This is a genomic window from Thiohalorhabdus sp. Cl-TMA (assembly GCF_041821045.1).
Taxonomy (GTDB): Bacteria; Pseudomonadota; Gammaproteobacteria; order Thiohalorhabdales; family Thiohalorhabdaceae; genus Thiohalorhabdus; species Thiohalorhabdus methylotropha.
The window spans coordinates 130,649-144,517 of record NZ_JBGUAW010000005.1; the positions used below are offsets into that span (position 1 = coordinate 130,649).

General features: G+C 68.9%; 13 protein-coding genes. 8 read left to right on the forward strand and 5 right to left on the reverse strand.

Annotated features, from left to right (window positions below):
- Positions 1-65: 65 nt before the first annotated feature.
- The 3 genes from ACERLL_RS08455 (at position 66) to der (ending at position 3,473) form a co-directional block, all read left to right on the forward strand.
- Positions 66-737, forward strand: a complete 672-nt coding sequence (locus tag ACERLL_RS08455) for a YfgM family protein (RefSeq protein ID WP_373655641.1) — start codon at positions 66-68, stop codon at positions 735-737.
- Positions 734-1,888: an outer membrane protein assembly factor BamB gene (bamB, locus tag ACERLL_RS08460; protein ID WP_373655642.1), complete on the forward strand. Its 1,155-nt coding sequence runs from the start codon at positions 734-736 to the stop codon at positions 1,886-1,888. Before ACERLL_RS08455 ends, bamB begins: the two co-directional genes overlap by 4 nt.
- 199 nt (positions 1,889-2,087) lie before the next feature.
- Positions 2,088-3,473 (forward strand): ribosome biogenesis GTPase Der, encoded by a 1,386-nt coding sequence (gene der / locus ACERLL_RS08465; RefSeq protein WP_373655643.1) that lies wholly within the window; start codon positions 2,088-2,090, stop codon positions 3,471-3,473.
- Between the two features lie 209 nt (positions 3,474-3,682).
- On the opposite strand, the gene ACERLL_RS08470 is transcribed toward der, so the two are convergent.
- Both ACERLL_RS08470 and xseA read right to left on the reverse strand, forming a co-directional pair.
- A complete protein-coding gene (locus ACERLL_RS08470; protein ID WP_373655644.1) occupies positions 3,683-4,012 on the reverse strand; it encodes a toxin-activating lysine-acyltransferase in 330 nt (109 codons plus the stop codon).
- Between the two features lie 313 nt (positions 4,013-4,325).
- Positions 4,326-5,708, reverse strand: coding sequence for an exodeoxyribonuclease VII large subunit (gene xseA / locus ACERLL_RS08475; protein WP_373655645.1), 1,383 nt, complete (start codon positions 5,706-5,708; stop codon positions 4,326-4,328).
- Positions 5,709-5,860: 152 nt separating this feature from the next.
- On the opposite strand from xseA, the gene guaB reads away from it, so the two are divergent.
- Positions 5,861-7,324 (forward strand): IMP dehydrogenase, encoded by a 1,464-nt coding sequence (guaB, locus tag ACERLL_RS08480; RefSeq protein ID WP_373655646.1) that lies wholly within the window; start codon positions 5,861-5,863, stop codon positions 7,322-7,324.
- Positions 7,325-7,565: 241 nt separating this feature from the next.
- Positions 7,566-9,134: a glutamine-hydrolyzing GMP synthase gene (gene guaA, locus ACERLL_RS08485; protein ID WP_373655647.1), complete on the forward strand. Its 1,569-nt coding sequence runs from the start codon at positions 7,566-7,568 to the stop codon at positions 9,132-9,134.
- Positions 9,135-9,188: 54 nt separating this feature from the next.
- Here guaA and hspQ read toward each other — a convergent pair whose 3' ends face one another.
- Both hspQ and hflD read right to left on the reverse strand, forming a co-directional pair.
- Positions 9,189-9,506, reverse strand: coding sequence for a heat shock protein HspQ (gene hspQ / locus ACERLL_RS08490; protein ID WP_373655648.1), 318 nt, complete (start codon positions 9,504-9,506; stop codon positions 9,189-9,191).
- A 72-nt stretch (positions 9,507-9,578) separates the two neighbouring features.
- Positions 9,579-10,217, reverse strand: a complete 639-nt coding sequence (gene hflD / locus ACERLL_RS08495) for a high frequency lysogenization protein HflD (protein WP_373655649.1) — start codon at positions 10,215-10,217, stop codon at positions 9,579-9,581.
- A gap of 139 nt (positions 10,218-10,356) precedes the next feature.
- On the opposite strand from hflD, the gene trxC reads away from it, so the two are divergent.
- Entirely contained in the window at positions 10,357-10,794 is a 438-nt protein-coding gene (trxC, locus tag ACERLL_RS08500; protein WP_373655650.1) for a thioredoxin TrxC, read from the forward strand.
- 81 nt (positions 10,795-10,875) lie between these two features.
- Complete coding sequence (gene tadA, locus ACERLL_RS08505; protein ID WP_373655651.1) at positions 10,876-11,337, forward strand: tRNA adenosine(34) deaminase TadA; 462 nt, start codon at positions 10,876-10,878, stop codon at positions 11,335-11,337.
- Positions 11,338-11,347: 10 nt separating this feature from the next.
- Here the strand turns inward: tadA and ACERLL_RS08510 are convergent, their stop codons facing one another.
- Positions 11,348-11,644 (reverse strand): hypothetical protein, encoded by a 297-nt coding sequence (locus ACERLL_RS08510; protein ID WP_373655652.1) that lies wholly within the window; start codon positions 11,642-11,644, stop codon positions 11,348-11,350.
- A 233-nt stretch (positions 11,645-11,877) separates the two neighbouring features.
- Between ACERLL_RS08510 and ACERLL_RS08515 the strand changes: the two genes are divergently transcribed.
- A complete protein-coding gene (locus ACERLL_RS08515; RefSeq protein ID WP_373655653.1) occupies positions 11,878-13,827 on the forward strand; it encodes an aconitate hydratase in 1,950 nt (649 codons plus the stop codon).
- Positions 13,828-13,869: the final 42 nt, after the last annotated feature.

The following is a 13,869-nucleotide window of genomic DNA, read 5'->3' on the forward strand; positions in this document are numbered from 1 at the left end:
CGGCGGTCACCGCCGGTCCTGAGTCGGCATCTGGGGCACACACGAGGATCTCCCGGGAGGAAGGTTTGGAAGAGCACCTGGATTTGGAGGAAGGGCGCCGCATCGAGGCCCTCAAGGATTTCGCCCACCGCTACCGGTGGCTTCTGGTCGCCCTGGCCGTCGCCGTGGCGGTGGGGATCGGCGCCGGCTACGGGTACTACCGCCACCAGAGCGCTCAGCTCCTGGCGGCTTCCGAGACCTACGGCTCGGCCGTGCAGGCCCTGCAGTCCGGCCGGGAGGGGGATGCCCGGGAGGCCCTGCGCACCCTGATGACCGAATACGAGGGCACCCCCTACGCGGCCTTCGCCCGGGTCTTCCGAGCGCGGCTCCTGCACCAGGGCGACCAGTCCGCCCGGGCCCTGGAGGTTCTCAAGCCCCTGGCCAGCGGCAGCGTGGGTCCGCCCGAGGCCCAGCACATCGGCGTGGAGGAGCGGGCCCGCATCCAGTGGGAGCAGGGCAATGCCCAGACCGCCCTGAATACCCTGCGCGCCCTGGAGGGGGAGGCCTATCTGCCCAGCTATTTCCTCCTCAAGGGCGACCTTCTGTCCGCCACCGGCAAGCCCGAGGCGGCGGGCGAGGCCTACCGGGAGGCACGCACCCGCCCCGGCGCCGGCCCGCTTTCCCAGGTGATTCAGGCCCGTATCGAGCAGCTTTCCGGTAACGGTGCGCCGTCCGGAGATCAGGAGCGCGGTGGATGAAGGCATGGCGCCTTTTCCCCGGACTGGTACTGGCCCTGGCGCTGGTATTCCCGCCTTCGGCGGCCCATGCCGCGGAGGAAGAAGACGGCGGACCGGATCCCGCCGCGTTCAGCGCCTACCGCTCCTGGGCCATGCCCGTCTTCAAGGACTGGAGCGTCCGGCCCTACACCTCAAGCCGCATGGCCGAGCGGAACGGCCAGGCCTATGTCGGCACCCGGGAGGGCCGCCTGTATTCCGTGGACGCCGAATCCGGCGGCATAAGCTGGGTGCGGGACCTCGGCGGGCGGTTCGCCGGCGGCCCGGCCATCAGCGAGAACGGGGAGCGCGTCTACATCGGCACCGACGAGGGCGAGGTGTGGGCCCTCAAGACCGGGAACGGGGAGACCATCTGGAAGTCCCAGGTCTCCTCGGAGGTGATCACGGTGCCGCGGATGGCCGCGGGCATGGTCTTCGTCCGTACCGCCGACGACTTCCTCTGGGCCCTGCGCGCCGCCGACGGCGGCACCCGCTGGTCTTACAACGTGGAAGGCCGCAGCCTGGCCCTGCGGGGCGGATCGCGCCCCGCCTATTTCGAGGGCAAGGTGTTCAGCGGCTTCTCCACCGGCGAGCTGGTGGCCCTGGATGCCGGCAACGGCAGCCCGCAGTGGCGCGAGAGCATCGCCACTCCCACCGGCCGTACCGAGCTGGAGCGCATGGTGGACGTGGATGCCGCTCCCGTGGTGCTGGACGGCATCGTCTACGCCGCCGCCTACCACGGCTCCGTTTCCGCCCTGCAGGCCGGCAGCGGCCGCCAGCTTTGGCAGCGCAAGTTCTCCGTGCACAACGACCTGGCAGTGGCCGGCCAGCGGATTTTCATCGCCACCTCCGACTCCAAGGTGGTGGCGCTGGACAGGGACAACGGCGGCACCCTCTGGACGCAGAAGGTCCTCCAGGGAGCCGGCTCCCTCTCCGCGCCGGTCCTGACCGAGCGGGCGGTGGTGGTGGGGGACGGCCAGGGCCGCGTGACCTGGTTCGCCCGCGAGTCGGGCAAGGTGCTCGCCCAGATGGACGTGGGCCTCAGCGCCGTGCACAGCCCGCCGCTCCCCGTCGGAGAGGGCGCCCTGCTGGTGCTCACCGATGAAGGCACCCTCAACCGGGTGGGGCTGGATTAAGACCGGGGGCGGTCGCAGCGACGGCCCCGCCCCGTCAGGGCTTTAGGGGCGGCCTGCCGAGCCGCGACCGGCGCATGGAGCCGCGCTCCCGAAGCACTGCTCGTGAAAGTCCTGCCGGCCGAATCTGTGCTACGCTTCGTCCGCAGCGGAAAATTCCGTTTCCGCCTCGTTCCCGACCATCAAAGACCCACCACTAGCCATGAAACCGATCGTCGCCCTCGTGGGCCGGCCCAATGTGGGCAAGTCCACCCTGTTCAATCGGCTGACCCGGACCCGGGATGCCCTGGTCTCGGACACCCCGGGTGTGACCCGGGACCGGATCTACGGCGCCTGCGACTACGGCCAGCGGGATTTCATCCTGGTGGACACCGGCGGGCTGGAAAGCGATGTGGAAGGCGGCCTCGAGCTGCTGGCCGTCGAGCAGACCCGCCAGGCCATCCAGGACGCCGAGCTGGTGGTCTTCCTGGTGGACGGCCGCCTCGGGCTACACCCCGAGGATGCCGGGATCGCGGAAGAGCTGCGACGCATGCAGGTTCCGGTGCTGCTGGTGGTGAACAAGAGCGAGGACCTGGACCCCGGCGTCGTGGGCGCCGACTTCTACGCCCTGGGCTTCGGCACGCCGCTGACCATCTCCGCCGCCGCCAACCAGGGCATGGGCCGCATGGTCGACCTGGTGGAGGAGCGCCTGCCGCCGGCGGACGAGGAAGCGGAAGCGCTTCCGGGGATCCGTGTCGCCGTGGTGGGCCGCCCCAACGTGGGCAAGTCCACCCTGGTCAACGCGCTGCTCGGGGAGCCGCGCATGATCGTCTACGACCGACCCGGCACCACGCGGGACGCCATCCACACGGTGCTGGAGCGCGACGGCCAGACCTACACCCTGATCGATACCGCCGGCGTGCGGCGCCGCTCCCGCATCAAGGAGACCCTGGAGAAGTTCTCCACCCTCAAGGCCATCCAGGCCATGGAGGCCGCCGACGTGGTCTTCCTGCTGGTGGACGCCCATGAGGGCGTGACCGACCAGGACGCCCGGCTGGCGCGCCTAGTGCGCGACGCCGGACGGGGCGTGGTGCTGGCGGTGAACAAGTGGGACCACCTCGACGACCAGCAGAGGCACCGCCTGCGCCGCACCCTGGACATCAAGCTGGTGCCCCTCCTTTACTACGCCCCGCTGCGCTACATCTCCGCCCGCTACGGCACTGGGGTGGGCCACCTCTTCGAGGCCGCGGAGACCATCTATACCTCCTACACCCGGGAGCTATCCACCGCCGAGCTGAACCGCGTCCTGCACGAGGCCACCGAGGCCCACCCGCCGCCGGTGCGCGGCGGCTTCCGCCCCAAGCTGCGCTACGCCCACCAGGGCGCCAAGCGCCCGCCCACCGTGGTCATCCACGGCTCCCGCCCCAACACCTTGCCCGACAATTACCTGCGCTACTTGGAGCGCACCTTCCAGAAGGCCTTCGAGCTGGAAGGCGTGCCGCTACGCCTGCAGTTCCGCAAGCAGGAAAGCCCCTACAAGGGCCGCGCTCGCCACAAGGAGGCGCCCAAATCGTTTCGAGGAAAGAAGGGGAAAAAGAAGGCGAAGTGACCCTCCCTTCTCCGTCGATTAAACACGGTCTTCCTTGCTGGTTCACTGGGTGATGGACCGTCCGCTGTCATAGGCGATCGCCCGCCATCCATTAATCCGGAACAATCGCCGGGAGTCCCGGACAATGGAGAAGTGGGTTGCAAACCGGTCCACGTGCGGGCGGGGCCAGTGCTGGATCGAAGCCGGATGGCCTGGGTTCGGGTCGTGGGTTAGCCATTGTCCGGGGCTTCGCTGGTGTGGTTGTTCATGGTCACCGTCTCCCGCTCCCCGGCTTCATTCCTCCGATGCAGCTTGAAGGCCTGTCCGGCGAAGGCGGTGTGCTTCAGGTCCTCGAGCATCTCTTCCTGGCACCCGAAGGGGGCGATCAGCTCTACCAGCCACAGAGTCGGCCCGCTGCGCCAGTCCTCGGTGCCAAGCTTGCCGATGCCGGCCTCCACGCGTTTCTCCGCTTCGGAGAGGTGGGCCCACAGGGCCACGCCGAGCGGTTGCCTCTCGGCGCGGAACAGGCGGCGTGCATGACCGGGGGCATGGCCAGCCATTTCAGATTGGCCAGAAATCGGGGATGTCTAGGAAAGGGGGACTGGGACAGCAGCCAAGCGATCTCGCCGGGGGATTCGGCGATGGTGCGGGGACGGGTGTCCTGGCTGTCCCGAGGGTTTTCAGTACGGGCGTGCGGTTCGGCGGAAGCCACGGTGGTCCCCCTTTTTGGATTCCGTGGGGCTTCTTATTAGTCTGTCAGGTCTTTTCTCGGAATCTGCCACACCCCGGTTGTTCGTGCAACTCCCTGATAAGTATGGAATTAAGGGGGACTGTTTGAGGCGTTGGGGGAGAGAGCTTCAGGTTGTTTCCGGCTCAGTTGTGGGAATCGGGCAGGTCGGACTCCCCCAGCCCTTCCACCCGGCAGTCCAGGCGCCCCTCGCCCAGATGGACATCCACCTTGTCTCCGACCTCTGCTTCCTGTGCCTTGCGTAGGATCTGTCCGTCCTTCCGGGCCACGGCGTAGCCACGGGAAAGGGTGCCCAGGGGGCTTACCGCTTCCAATTCGCGGACGAGGGACTGCAGGCGCTGGCGGCGGGCGGGTAGGGTCGTCTGGGTGGTGGCGCGCACCAGCCGCTCGTGGAGGTCGTGCAGGTGCTCCCGGTTGCGGGGCAAGCGGCGGGCCGGGCCGGCGCGGTGGAGGCGGGCGGTCAGGTTTTCCAGGTCCCGGCGGCGGTCGCGCTGGCGCAGCGCCAGGGCGCGGGCGAGCCGCTGCCGGGCGGCGTGGTTGCGCTCGTGCAGGTCGCGCAGGCGCTTGCCCGGATGGACCAGGCGGCGGCGCAGGTAGTCGAGGCCCTGGGCGCGGTCGCGCAGGCGGCGCTCCAGGGCGCGGGTGACGCGGTCGCGCTCGGTGCGGAATTGGCGCAGCAGCGTCTCCCGGTCCGGGGAGACCCGCTCCGCGGCGGCTGTGGGGGTGGGGGCGCGCAGGTCGGCGGCGAGGTCGGCGATGGTGATGTCCACCTCGTGGCCCACGCCCACCACCACCGGCAGATCGCTGGCGCGGATGGCCCGTGCCACCTCCGGCTCGTTGAAGGACCACAGGTCCTCCAGGCTGCCGCCGCCGCGGGTGAGGATGAGGACGTCGCACTCGGCGCGCCGGTTGGCGGTGGCGAGCGCCTCGGCGATGGCCGGTGCGGCGGCCTTGCCCTGCACGGGGGCCGGGTAGACCACCACCGGCAGGGCGGGGAAGCGCCGCTCCAGCGTGGTGAGCACGTCGCGGATGGCGGCACCGGTGGCGGAGGTGATCACGCCCACCCGACGCGGCAGGCTCGGGATGGGCCGCTTGATGTCGTCGGCGAACAGCCCCTCGGCCGACAGCTTGCGCTTTAGCTCCTCGAAGGCCCGCTGCAGGGCGCCTTCCCCGGCCTCTTCCATGTGCTCGACGATGAGCTGGAAATCCCCCCGCGGCGCGTAGAGGCTGATCTGGGCGCGCACCAGCACGTGCATGCCGTCCCCGGGCTTGAACCGCAGCAGGCGGTTCTTGCCCTTGAACATGGCGCAGCGCACCTGGGCCTGGTCGTCCTTGAGGGTGAAGTACATGTGGCCGCTGGCGGGGCGGGCCACGTTGGACAGCTCGCCTTCCACCCACAGCAGGGGGAAGCTCGCCTCCAGCAGGCCGCGCGCCTCGTGGTTGAGGCGGGTAACGGTGTAGACGGGGCGGTCGTCACCACCGCCGGCGGGGGAGTCGGGTGGGGCCATGGGCGTACCGGTTCGCGCGCAAAACCCCTAATGTAGCATGGGGAAGGCCTCCGGTGTCCGGAGCTGGATAGCGGAGCCTATATTGCCTGTAATCCGGGCAGTAGATACAATATTTTGTTTATCTCTACCCGCCGGTTGGATGGGAGGCTGCAATGCGGCTCCGCAATGATACCGCTCTTACCTTTGACGACGTCCTGCTTTTGCCCGCCCATTCCGAGGTGCTGCCTCGGGACGCGGATCTGCGCTCGCCTGTTACCCGGGAGATCCGGCTCAACCTGCCGCTGGTCTCCGCGGCCATGGATACCGTGACCGAGGGCCGCGCCGCCATCGCCATCGCCCAGGAAGGCGGCATGGGCATCATCCACCGCAACATGACCGCCGCAGAGCAGGCCGCGGAGGTCCACAAGGTCAAGAAGTACGAGAGCGGGGTCATCAAGGATCCCATCACCATCGCGCCGGACGCCCCGCTGCACGAGGCGGTGCAGCTCATGAAGGAGCACGGCATTACCGGCATCCCGGTCACCCAGGCCGATCGCCTGGTGGGGATCCTCACCAACCGGGACCTGCGCTTCGAGAGCGGCCTGGACCGCCCGGTGTCCGAGCTGATGACCGGCGGCGAGGACCTGGTGACCGTGCAGGAGGGCACCACCCTGGAGGAGGCCAAGCGCCTGCTCCACGAGCATCGCATCGAGAAGCTGCTGGTGGTCAACGGCGAGTTCCACCTGCGCGGCATGATCACCGTGAAGGACATAGAGAAGTCCACGGAGCATCCCCTGGCCGCCAAGGACGACCAGGGCCGGCTGCGCGCCGGGGCCGCGGTGGGCACCTCCCCGGACACCGGCGACCGGGTGGAGGCGCTGGTCTCCGCGGGGGTGGACGTGATCGTGGTGGACACCGCCCACGGCCATTCCCGCGGCGTCATGGACTGGGTGTCCTGGGTCAAGAAGGGCTTCCCGCAGGTGCAGGTGGTGGCCGGCAACATCGCCACGGGCGACGCCGCCAGCGCCCTGGTGGAGGCCGGCGCCGACGGCGTCAAGGTGGGCATCGGCCCCGGCTCCATCTGCACCACGCGGGTGGTGGCCGGGGTGGGCGTGCCGCAGATCACCGCTATCTCCGAGGTGGCCAAGGCCCTGGAGGGCACGGACGTCCCCATGATCGCCGACGGCGGCATCCGCTTCTCCGGGGACGTGGCCAAGGCGGTGGCCGCCGGCGCGCACACCGTCATGGTGGGCAGCCTGCTGGCCGGCACCGAGGAATCCCCCGGCGAGGTGGAGCTGTACCAGGGGCGCTCCTACAAGACCTACCGCGGCATGGGCTCCATCGGCGCCATGCAGGCGGGCTCCAAGGACCGCTACTTCCAGGGCGAGGTGGAGGACGCCAACAAGCTGGTGCCCGAGGGCGTGGAGGGCCGGGTGCCCTACAAGGGCCCCATGGTCACCGTGCTGCGCCAGCTGGTGGGCGGCCTGCGCTCCTCCATGGGCTATACCGGCTGCCGGGACATCCAGGAGATGCGCACCAAGCCGGAGTTCATCCAGATCACCGGCGCCGGCTTCCGCGAGGGCCACGTCCACGACGTGACCATCACCAAGGAATCGCCCAACTATCACACGGACTGAGCGCCGGAAGGTTGGGTGCCGTCGTAGGAGCGGTCTCCCGGCCGCGACCGGATTGCCCCCGCAACAGGCATGGCAGTTCCCGCCTGTTCGGCGGGCACTTCCATGTTCGCGGCCGGGAGGCCGCTCCTACATGGCCGATTCGGCGTTTTCCGGACTGTCCGGGATCTTTGACCTCCCGTCGTAGGAGCCCGCTTGAGCGGGCGAATAACTCCTCGCCGCAGGACAATCGAGCTTTCCGCCCATGACCGAGACCACCGATACCCTCCACCAGGAACGTATCCTCGTCCTGGACTTCGGCAGCCAGTACACCCAGCTCATAGCCCGCCGCGTGCGCGAGAGCCGGGTCTACTGCGAGATCCATCCCTTCAACGAGGGCCTCGACGCCGTCCGCGAATTCGCCCCGGCCGGGATCATCCTCTCGGGCGGCCCGGAATCGGTTCTGGATGCCGATTCCCCCATGGTGGACGCCGGGATCTTCGACCTGGGCGTCCCGGTGCTCGGCATTTGCTACGGCATGCAGCTCATGACCCACCTGCTTGGCGGTCGGGTGGAGGAGGCCGCCGAGCGCGAGTACGGCCGGGCGCTGCTGCACGTGGACGAGGCCATGGGGCCGCTCTCCGGCTTTGCCGCCGACGAAGGCACGGAGGTGTGGATGAGCCACGGCGACCGCCTGGAGGCGCTGCCGGCGGGCTTCCGCAGCATCGGCCACACGGACAACTCCACCTATGCCGCCATCGGCAATCCCGAGCGCAACCTCTACGCCCTGCAGTTCCATCCCGAGGTGGTGCACACGCCGCGCGGCGCGGAGCTGCTGGAGAACTTCGTGCGGGGCGTGTGCCACTGCCACGGCCAGTGGACCATGGGCTCGTTCATCGAGCTGGAGGCCGAGCGCATCCGCGAGCAGGTGGGAGCCGGCAAGGTGATCTCGGCGCTGTCCGGCGGCGTGGACTCGGCGGTGGCCTCGGTGCTCATCCACCACGCCGTGGGTGACCAGCTCACCTGCATTTTCGTCAACAACGGCCTGCTGCGGAAGGGCGAGGCCGAGCGGGTGCAACGGGTGTTCCGCGAGTGGTACGAGATCCCGCTGCACTACGTGGATGCCTCCGACCGGTTCCTCGATCGCCTGGAAGGCGTCGAGGACCCGGAGGAGAAGCGCAAGATCATCGGCAACACCTTCATCGAGGTGTTCGAGGAGGAGCAGGCCAAGCTCGGCGGCGCCGACTTCCTCGCCCAGGGGACGCTCTATCCGGACGTCATCGAGTCCGTCTCGCCCAAGGGCGGGCCGAGCGCCACCATCAAGTCGCACCACAACGTGGGCGGCCTGCCGGAGCGCATGAAGCTGGAGCTGGTGGAGCCGCTGCGCGAGCTGTTCAAGGATGAGGTCCGGGAGCTGGGCCGCGAGCTCGGCATGCCCGAGGAGATGGTCAACCGCCAGCCCTTCCCGGGACCGGGACTGGCCATCCGCTGCCTGGGCGCGGTGGAGCGCGACAAGCTGGCGCCGCTGCGCGAGGCCGACGCCATCGTCCTGGAGGAAGTCAAGGAGGCCGGCCTCTACGACCGCATCTGGCAGAGCTTCGCGGTTTTGCTGCCGGTGAAGAGCGTGGGCGTGATGGGCGACCAGCGCACTTACGAGAACGCGGTCTGCCTGCGGGCCGTGGAGTCCACCGACGGCATGACGGCGGACTGGGTGCAGCTCCCCTACGAGATGCTCGGCCGCATCGCCAACCGCATCATCAACGAGGTGCCCGGCATCAACCGGGTGGTCTACGACGTCTCGTCGAAGCCGCCGGGTACCATCGAGTGGGAGTGAGCCCGGAGCGCAAAAAACCCCGCCTAGGCGGGGTTTTTTGGTTTCGATGCCGGTTCAGTTGAGGGTCTGCTGTACGGTGTAGCGCCCGTCTTCCATCTCGCCCACGAAGAAGTCCATGGCCGGGTTGTTGATGGGGACCTCGGAGTCATCGGTTGCCAGGTTCTGCTCCGGTACGTAGGCCATCTGTTCGGTATCGTCCACGAGGAGGCTGTACCAGGGCTGATTGCGGTTCGGGCCGGTCTCTTCCTGCCCTTCGAGCCATTCTTCCTCGCCCTGGAATTCCGGGTCCACGTCGACGATGACCCCTCTATATTCGGTGTTCAGGTGCCAGACGATCTGGCCGAGCGAGAACTTCGCCGCTTGCCCAATCATTAGGTAGATCCTCCTAGGGATGTTTCATTACCTAATCTGGGGGTTCAAAACCGAATTTCAAGGGGGGAGGGGTCAGGAAACCGGCAGGGCTTCCAGGAGCTGCTCCGAGGTGCGCAGGTACCGGCCGCGGCTCAGTACCAGCTGCCATCGGCGCCCGCCCAGCTGGCGCCACAGGACGGCCGCCCGCAGACCGGCCAGAAGAAGTGCCCGTACCCGGGCCACGTTGCCGGGCTCGCGCAGGGCCTGCTCGTCGCCGCGTACCATGATCCGGGCGCCGAGCGGCGTAACGTGCTCGGTGTAGATGTCAGCCAGGCGGCCGTACACGTTGGCGTGGCCGGCGCCGAAGTGCTGATAGGTGCGCTGGGCCGCCTCGATGTCCGCGCCCAGCTCCTCCAGGGCGCCCTGTTTGCGGGCCACCTTGCGCTCCAGCACGGTGAGGCCGATGACGTAGCGGGCCAGCTCCATATCCCGGCCCCGGGCATCCTCCGCGCGCAGCTGGTCCCGCAGATGCTCCAGACCGAGGCGGACTCCGAGGACGCTCCCGAAAACGGCCTCCACGGAATCCGGCTCGGTGGCGAACACGCTGGCGACGCTGATCTCGGCGGCGCCGGTATGAATCAAGCCGCCCTGGCGGGCTATCTCCCGAACCAGCGTGGCCGCCTGGAAGACGCCGGCCAGCGCCAGGGCCTGATTGGAATGTCGGTCCTCCACCTGGGTCCTCTCCCGGTTGCACGGGGAGCGTAGTCTACCGGAGAGGGGCGGGGGAGGAGAATGGCAACCGTTGAATCCATGCGTCCCCTTCCGGAATAGTGAGTCCGGGATTGGTAGGTGAGCGCTATAGGAGGTCTCCATGACCGATTCCCTGCATATACCCTGCCCGCACTGCGGGGGCGTGAACCGCGTGCCCGACGACCGGCTCCATCAGGGACCCGTTTGCGGGCGCTGCAAGGGCGCCCTGTTCCCGGACAAGCCGGTGGAGGTCACCGATGCCACCTTCCACCAGCAGGTGGAGCGCTGCGACCTGCCGGTGGTGGCGGACTTCTGGGCCGGCTGGTGCGGGCCCTGCCAGATGATGGCGCCGGTGGTGGACGCGGCGGCCCGGAATCTGCGCCCTGAGGTGCGGGTGGTCAAGGTGGATACCGAGCGGAGCCAGCAGACCGCGGCGCGCTTCGGCATCCGTAGTATTCCCACCATTATCCTGTTCCGCGGGGGTCGGGAGGCGGACCGGGTCTCCGGCGCCATGCAGGCCGGCCAGTTCGAGCCCTGGGTGCGGCAGCGGGTGGGGTAGGGGCCGGCCGGGCCGGCCGGGCAGGGCGATGTGGCCCGGGGCCGCAATCATCGTCGGGCGATTTGCTGGCGGGACGAGCGTGTGACATCGGAAGACGAGGCATGGATGGCGCGGGCCCTGGAGGAGGCCCGCAGGGCGGGCGCCCGGGGCGAGGTCCCCGTGGGCGCGGTGGTGGTGCGGGACGGAGCGCTGCTGGCGGCAGCCGGCAACGCCCCCGTCGAGACCCGCGACCCCTCCGGCCACGCGGAGATCCGGGCGCTCCGCGCCGCGGCGGCCGAGGCGGACAACTACCGACTGCCCCGTAGCACCCTCTACGTGACCCTGGAGCCGTGCCTGATGTGCGTGGGCGCCCTGGTGCACGCCCGGGTGGCGCGGGTGGTGTTCGGCGCCGCCGATCCCAAGGGCGGCGCGGCCGGAAGCGTGGTGGACGGATTCGGCCTGCCGGGCCTCAACCATTGGCCCGAGGTGTCGGGCGGGGTGCGCGGCGAGGAGTGCGGCGAGCTGCTGCGCGCCTTCTTCCGGGCCCGCCGGGCGGACTCGTGAAGGGACCGCCTCAGTCCCTGTGGATGGTCTTGCCCTTCCACTTCCCGACCAGGCTGATCACCGTCCCCGCCACGATCACGCCGCCGAACATGGGGATGGGCGTCTTGGCCAGGTCTTCCCCGAGCCAGGCCCCGGCGGCCAGGAAGAGCAGGAAAGTCCCGCCCACGGCGGCAACCATGCCGGCGAGCAGGTACGGGATGGCCACCGTGCGCCGGGTCACCAGGACGTAGACCAGGTACAGCACGAAGTAGGGCAGCACCGAGAAACCGATGGCCATGCCCAGCAGGTAGGCAGCTCCTTGGCCCATGCAGCGCTCCTTCCGTGATGGTCGGGAAGCCGGTCCCGGGAGGGCCACAAGGATAGCCGCTTTCAGCCGCCGGGCCCAGGCGGGGCGTTCCCTTCGTGGAAGCGGCCGCGCATGGCGGCTCTCCCGTACCCCCTTGACCCGCGCAATGCGGCGCAATTCCAGCCCCGATTCGGTCTAACGGAGAGGCACCCGGCCTACGCCGGAAATCCTCCCAGACCGAAAGGGCATCCGCCATGGGAAGCAACCTGGCCCAGAAGCTCATCGCCGACCACCTCGTGGACGGCGCCATGACCGCGGGCGAGGAGATCGGTCTCACCATCGACCAGACCCTCACCCAGGACGCCACGGGAACCTTGGTCATGCTGGAGCTGGAGGCCATGAAGATCGATCGGGTACGGACCGAGCTGTCCGCCCAGTACGTGGACCACAACCTCCTGCAGACCGATTTCCGCAATCCCGACGACCACCGCTTCCTGCGCAGCGCCTGCAAGCGCTTCGGCGTCTGGTACAGCCCGCCGGGCAACGGCGTCAGCCATCCGGTCCACATGGAGCGCTTCGGGGTGCCCGGCAAGAGCCTTCTGGGCTCCGACAGCCACACCCCCGCGGCGGGGTCCCTCGCCATGCTCGCCATGGGCGCGGGCGGCCTGGAGGTGGCGCTGGCCATGGCGGGACGCCCGTACTACACCCGCATGCCCGGCGTGGTCGGGGTGCGCCTTACCGGCGAGCTGCCCCACTGGGTCAGCGCCAAGGACGTGATCCTGGAGATGCTGCGCCGGCGCGGGGTGCGCGGCGGCCTGGGGCGGATCATGGAGTACCATGGGCCGGGGCTGGCGAGCCTGTCCGCCATGGACCGCCACGTGATCGCCAACATGGGCACGGAGCTGGGCGCCACCACCAGCGTCTTCCCGGCGGACGAGGCGGTGCGGCACTTCCTGCACAGCCAGGGGCGCTCGGGGGACTTCCGGGAGCTGCACCCGGATCCCGACTGCGCCTACGACGAGACCGAGGAGATCGACCTCTCCAGGCTCGAGCCCCTCATCGCTTGCCCTAGCAGTCCGGGTAACGTGGTGCCGGTGGCGGAGGTGGCCGATGCGCCCATCTACCAGACCATGATCGGCTCCTCCGCCAATCCCGGCCTGCGGGATTTCGCCATTCCGGCCCTGATGCTGGAAGGCCGGCACATCGATCCCGGGGTCTCCTTCGACATCAACCCCACCTCCCGGCAGGTCACCGAGAACCTCATGGACATGGGGCTGCTGGGCAAGCTGCTGCACGCCGGCGGACGCATCCACCAGCCGGGCTGCAACGGCTGCATCGGCATGGGCCAGGCGCCCTCCACCCGAGGCATCAGCCTGCGCACCGTGCCGCGCAACTTCCCGGGCCGTTCGGGGACCGCCGACGACCGGGTCTATCTGTGCAGTCCGGAAACGGCCACCGCCTCGGCGATCACCGGGCGCATCACCGACCCCCGTGCCCTGAACATGGCCTATCCGCCCTTCCGGGAGCCGGAGGGCCTCATTCTCAATACCTCCCTGCTGGAGGCTCCACCCCGCAGCCTCGAGGGCTTCGAGCTCGAGAAGGGCCCCAACATCGCCACCCTCCCCGAGCTGGACCCGCTGCCGGAGATCCTGGAAGGGCCGGTGCTCCTCAAGGTAGGGGATAACATCTCCACCGACGAGATCCTGCCCGCCGGCACCGAGGTGCTGCCGTACCGCAGCAACATTCCCGCCATCAGCCAGTTCGTCTTCCGGCAGACGGACCCGGAATACGCCGGCCGCGCCCTGGGCTTCAAGGAGCAGGGGCTCTTCCATTTTCTCGTGGGCGGGGACAACTACGGCCAGGGCTCCAGCCGCGAGCACGCGGCCCTGGCTCCGCGCTATCTGGGCCTGCGGGCGGTAGTGGCCAAGAGCTATGCCCGCATCCACCGGGAGAACCTGGTGAATTTCGGCATCGCGCCGCTGCTGTTCGCGCGTCCCGAGGATTACGAGCGCATTCGACAAGGGGATTTCCTGGCCCTGAAGGACAGCCGGGAGGCCGTCGGCAGCGAGGGTCCCTCCGAGCTGGTGAACAAGACCCGCGAGGAAAGCTATCGGGTCTACCACGATCTCACTCCGCGCCAGACCGAAATGATCCTGCAGGCGAGCCTGATCAACGTGGTGCGCAACGAGGAACGGGCGGAGTAGGCGGGAGCCCGGGCCATGGCGCTGCACCCGCCCGGGAGGGCG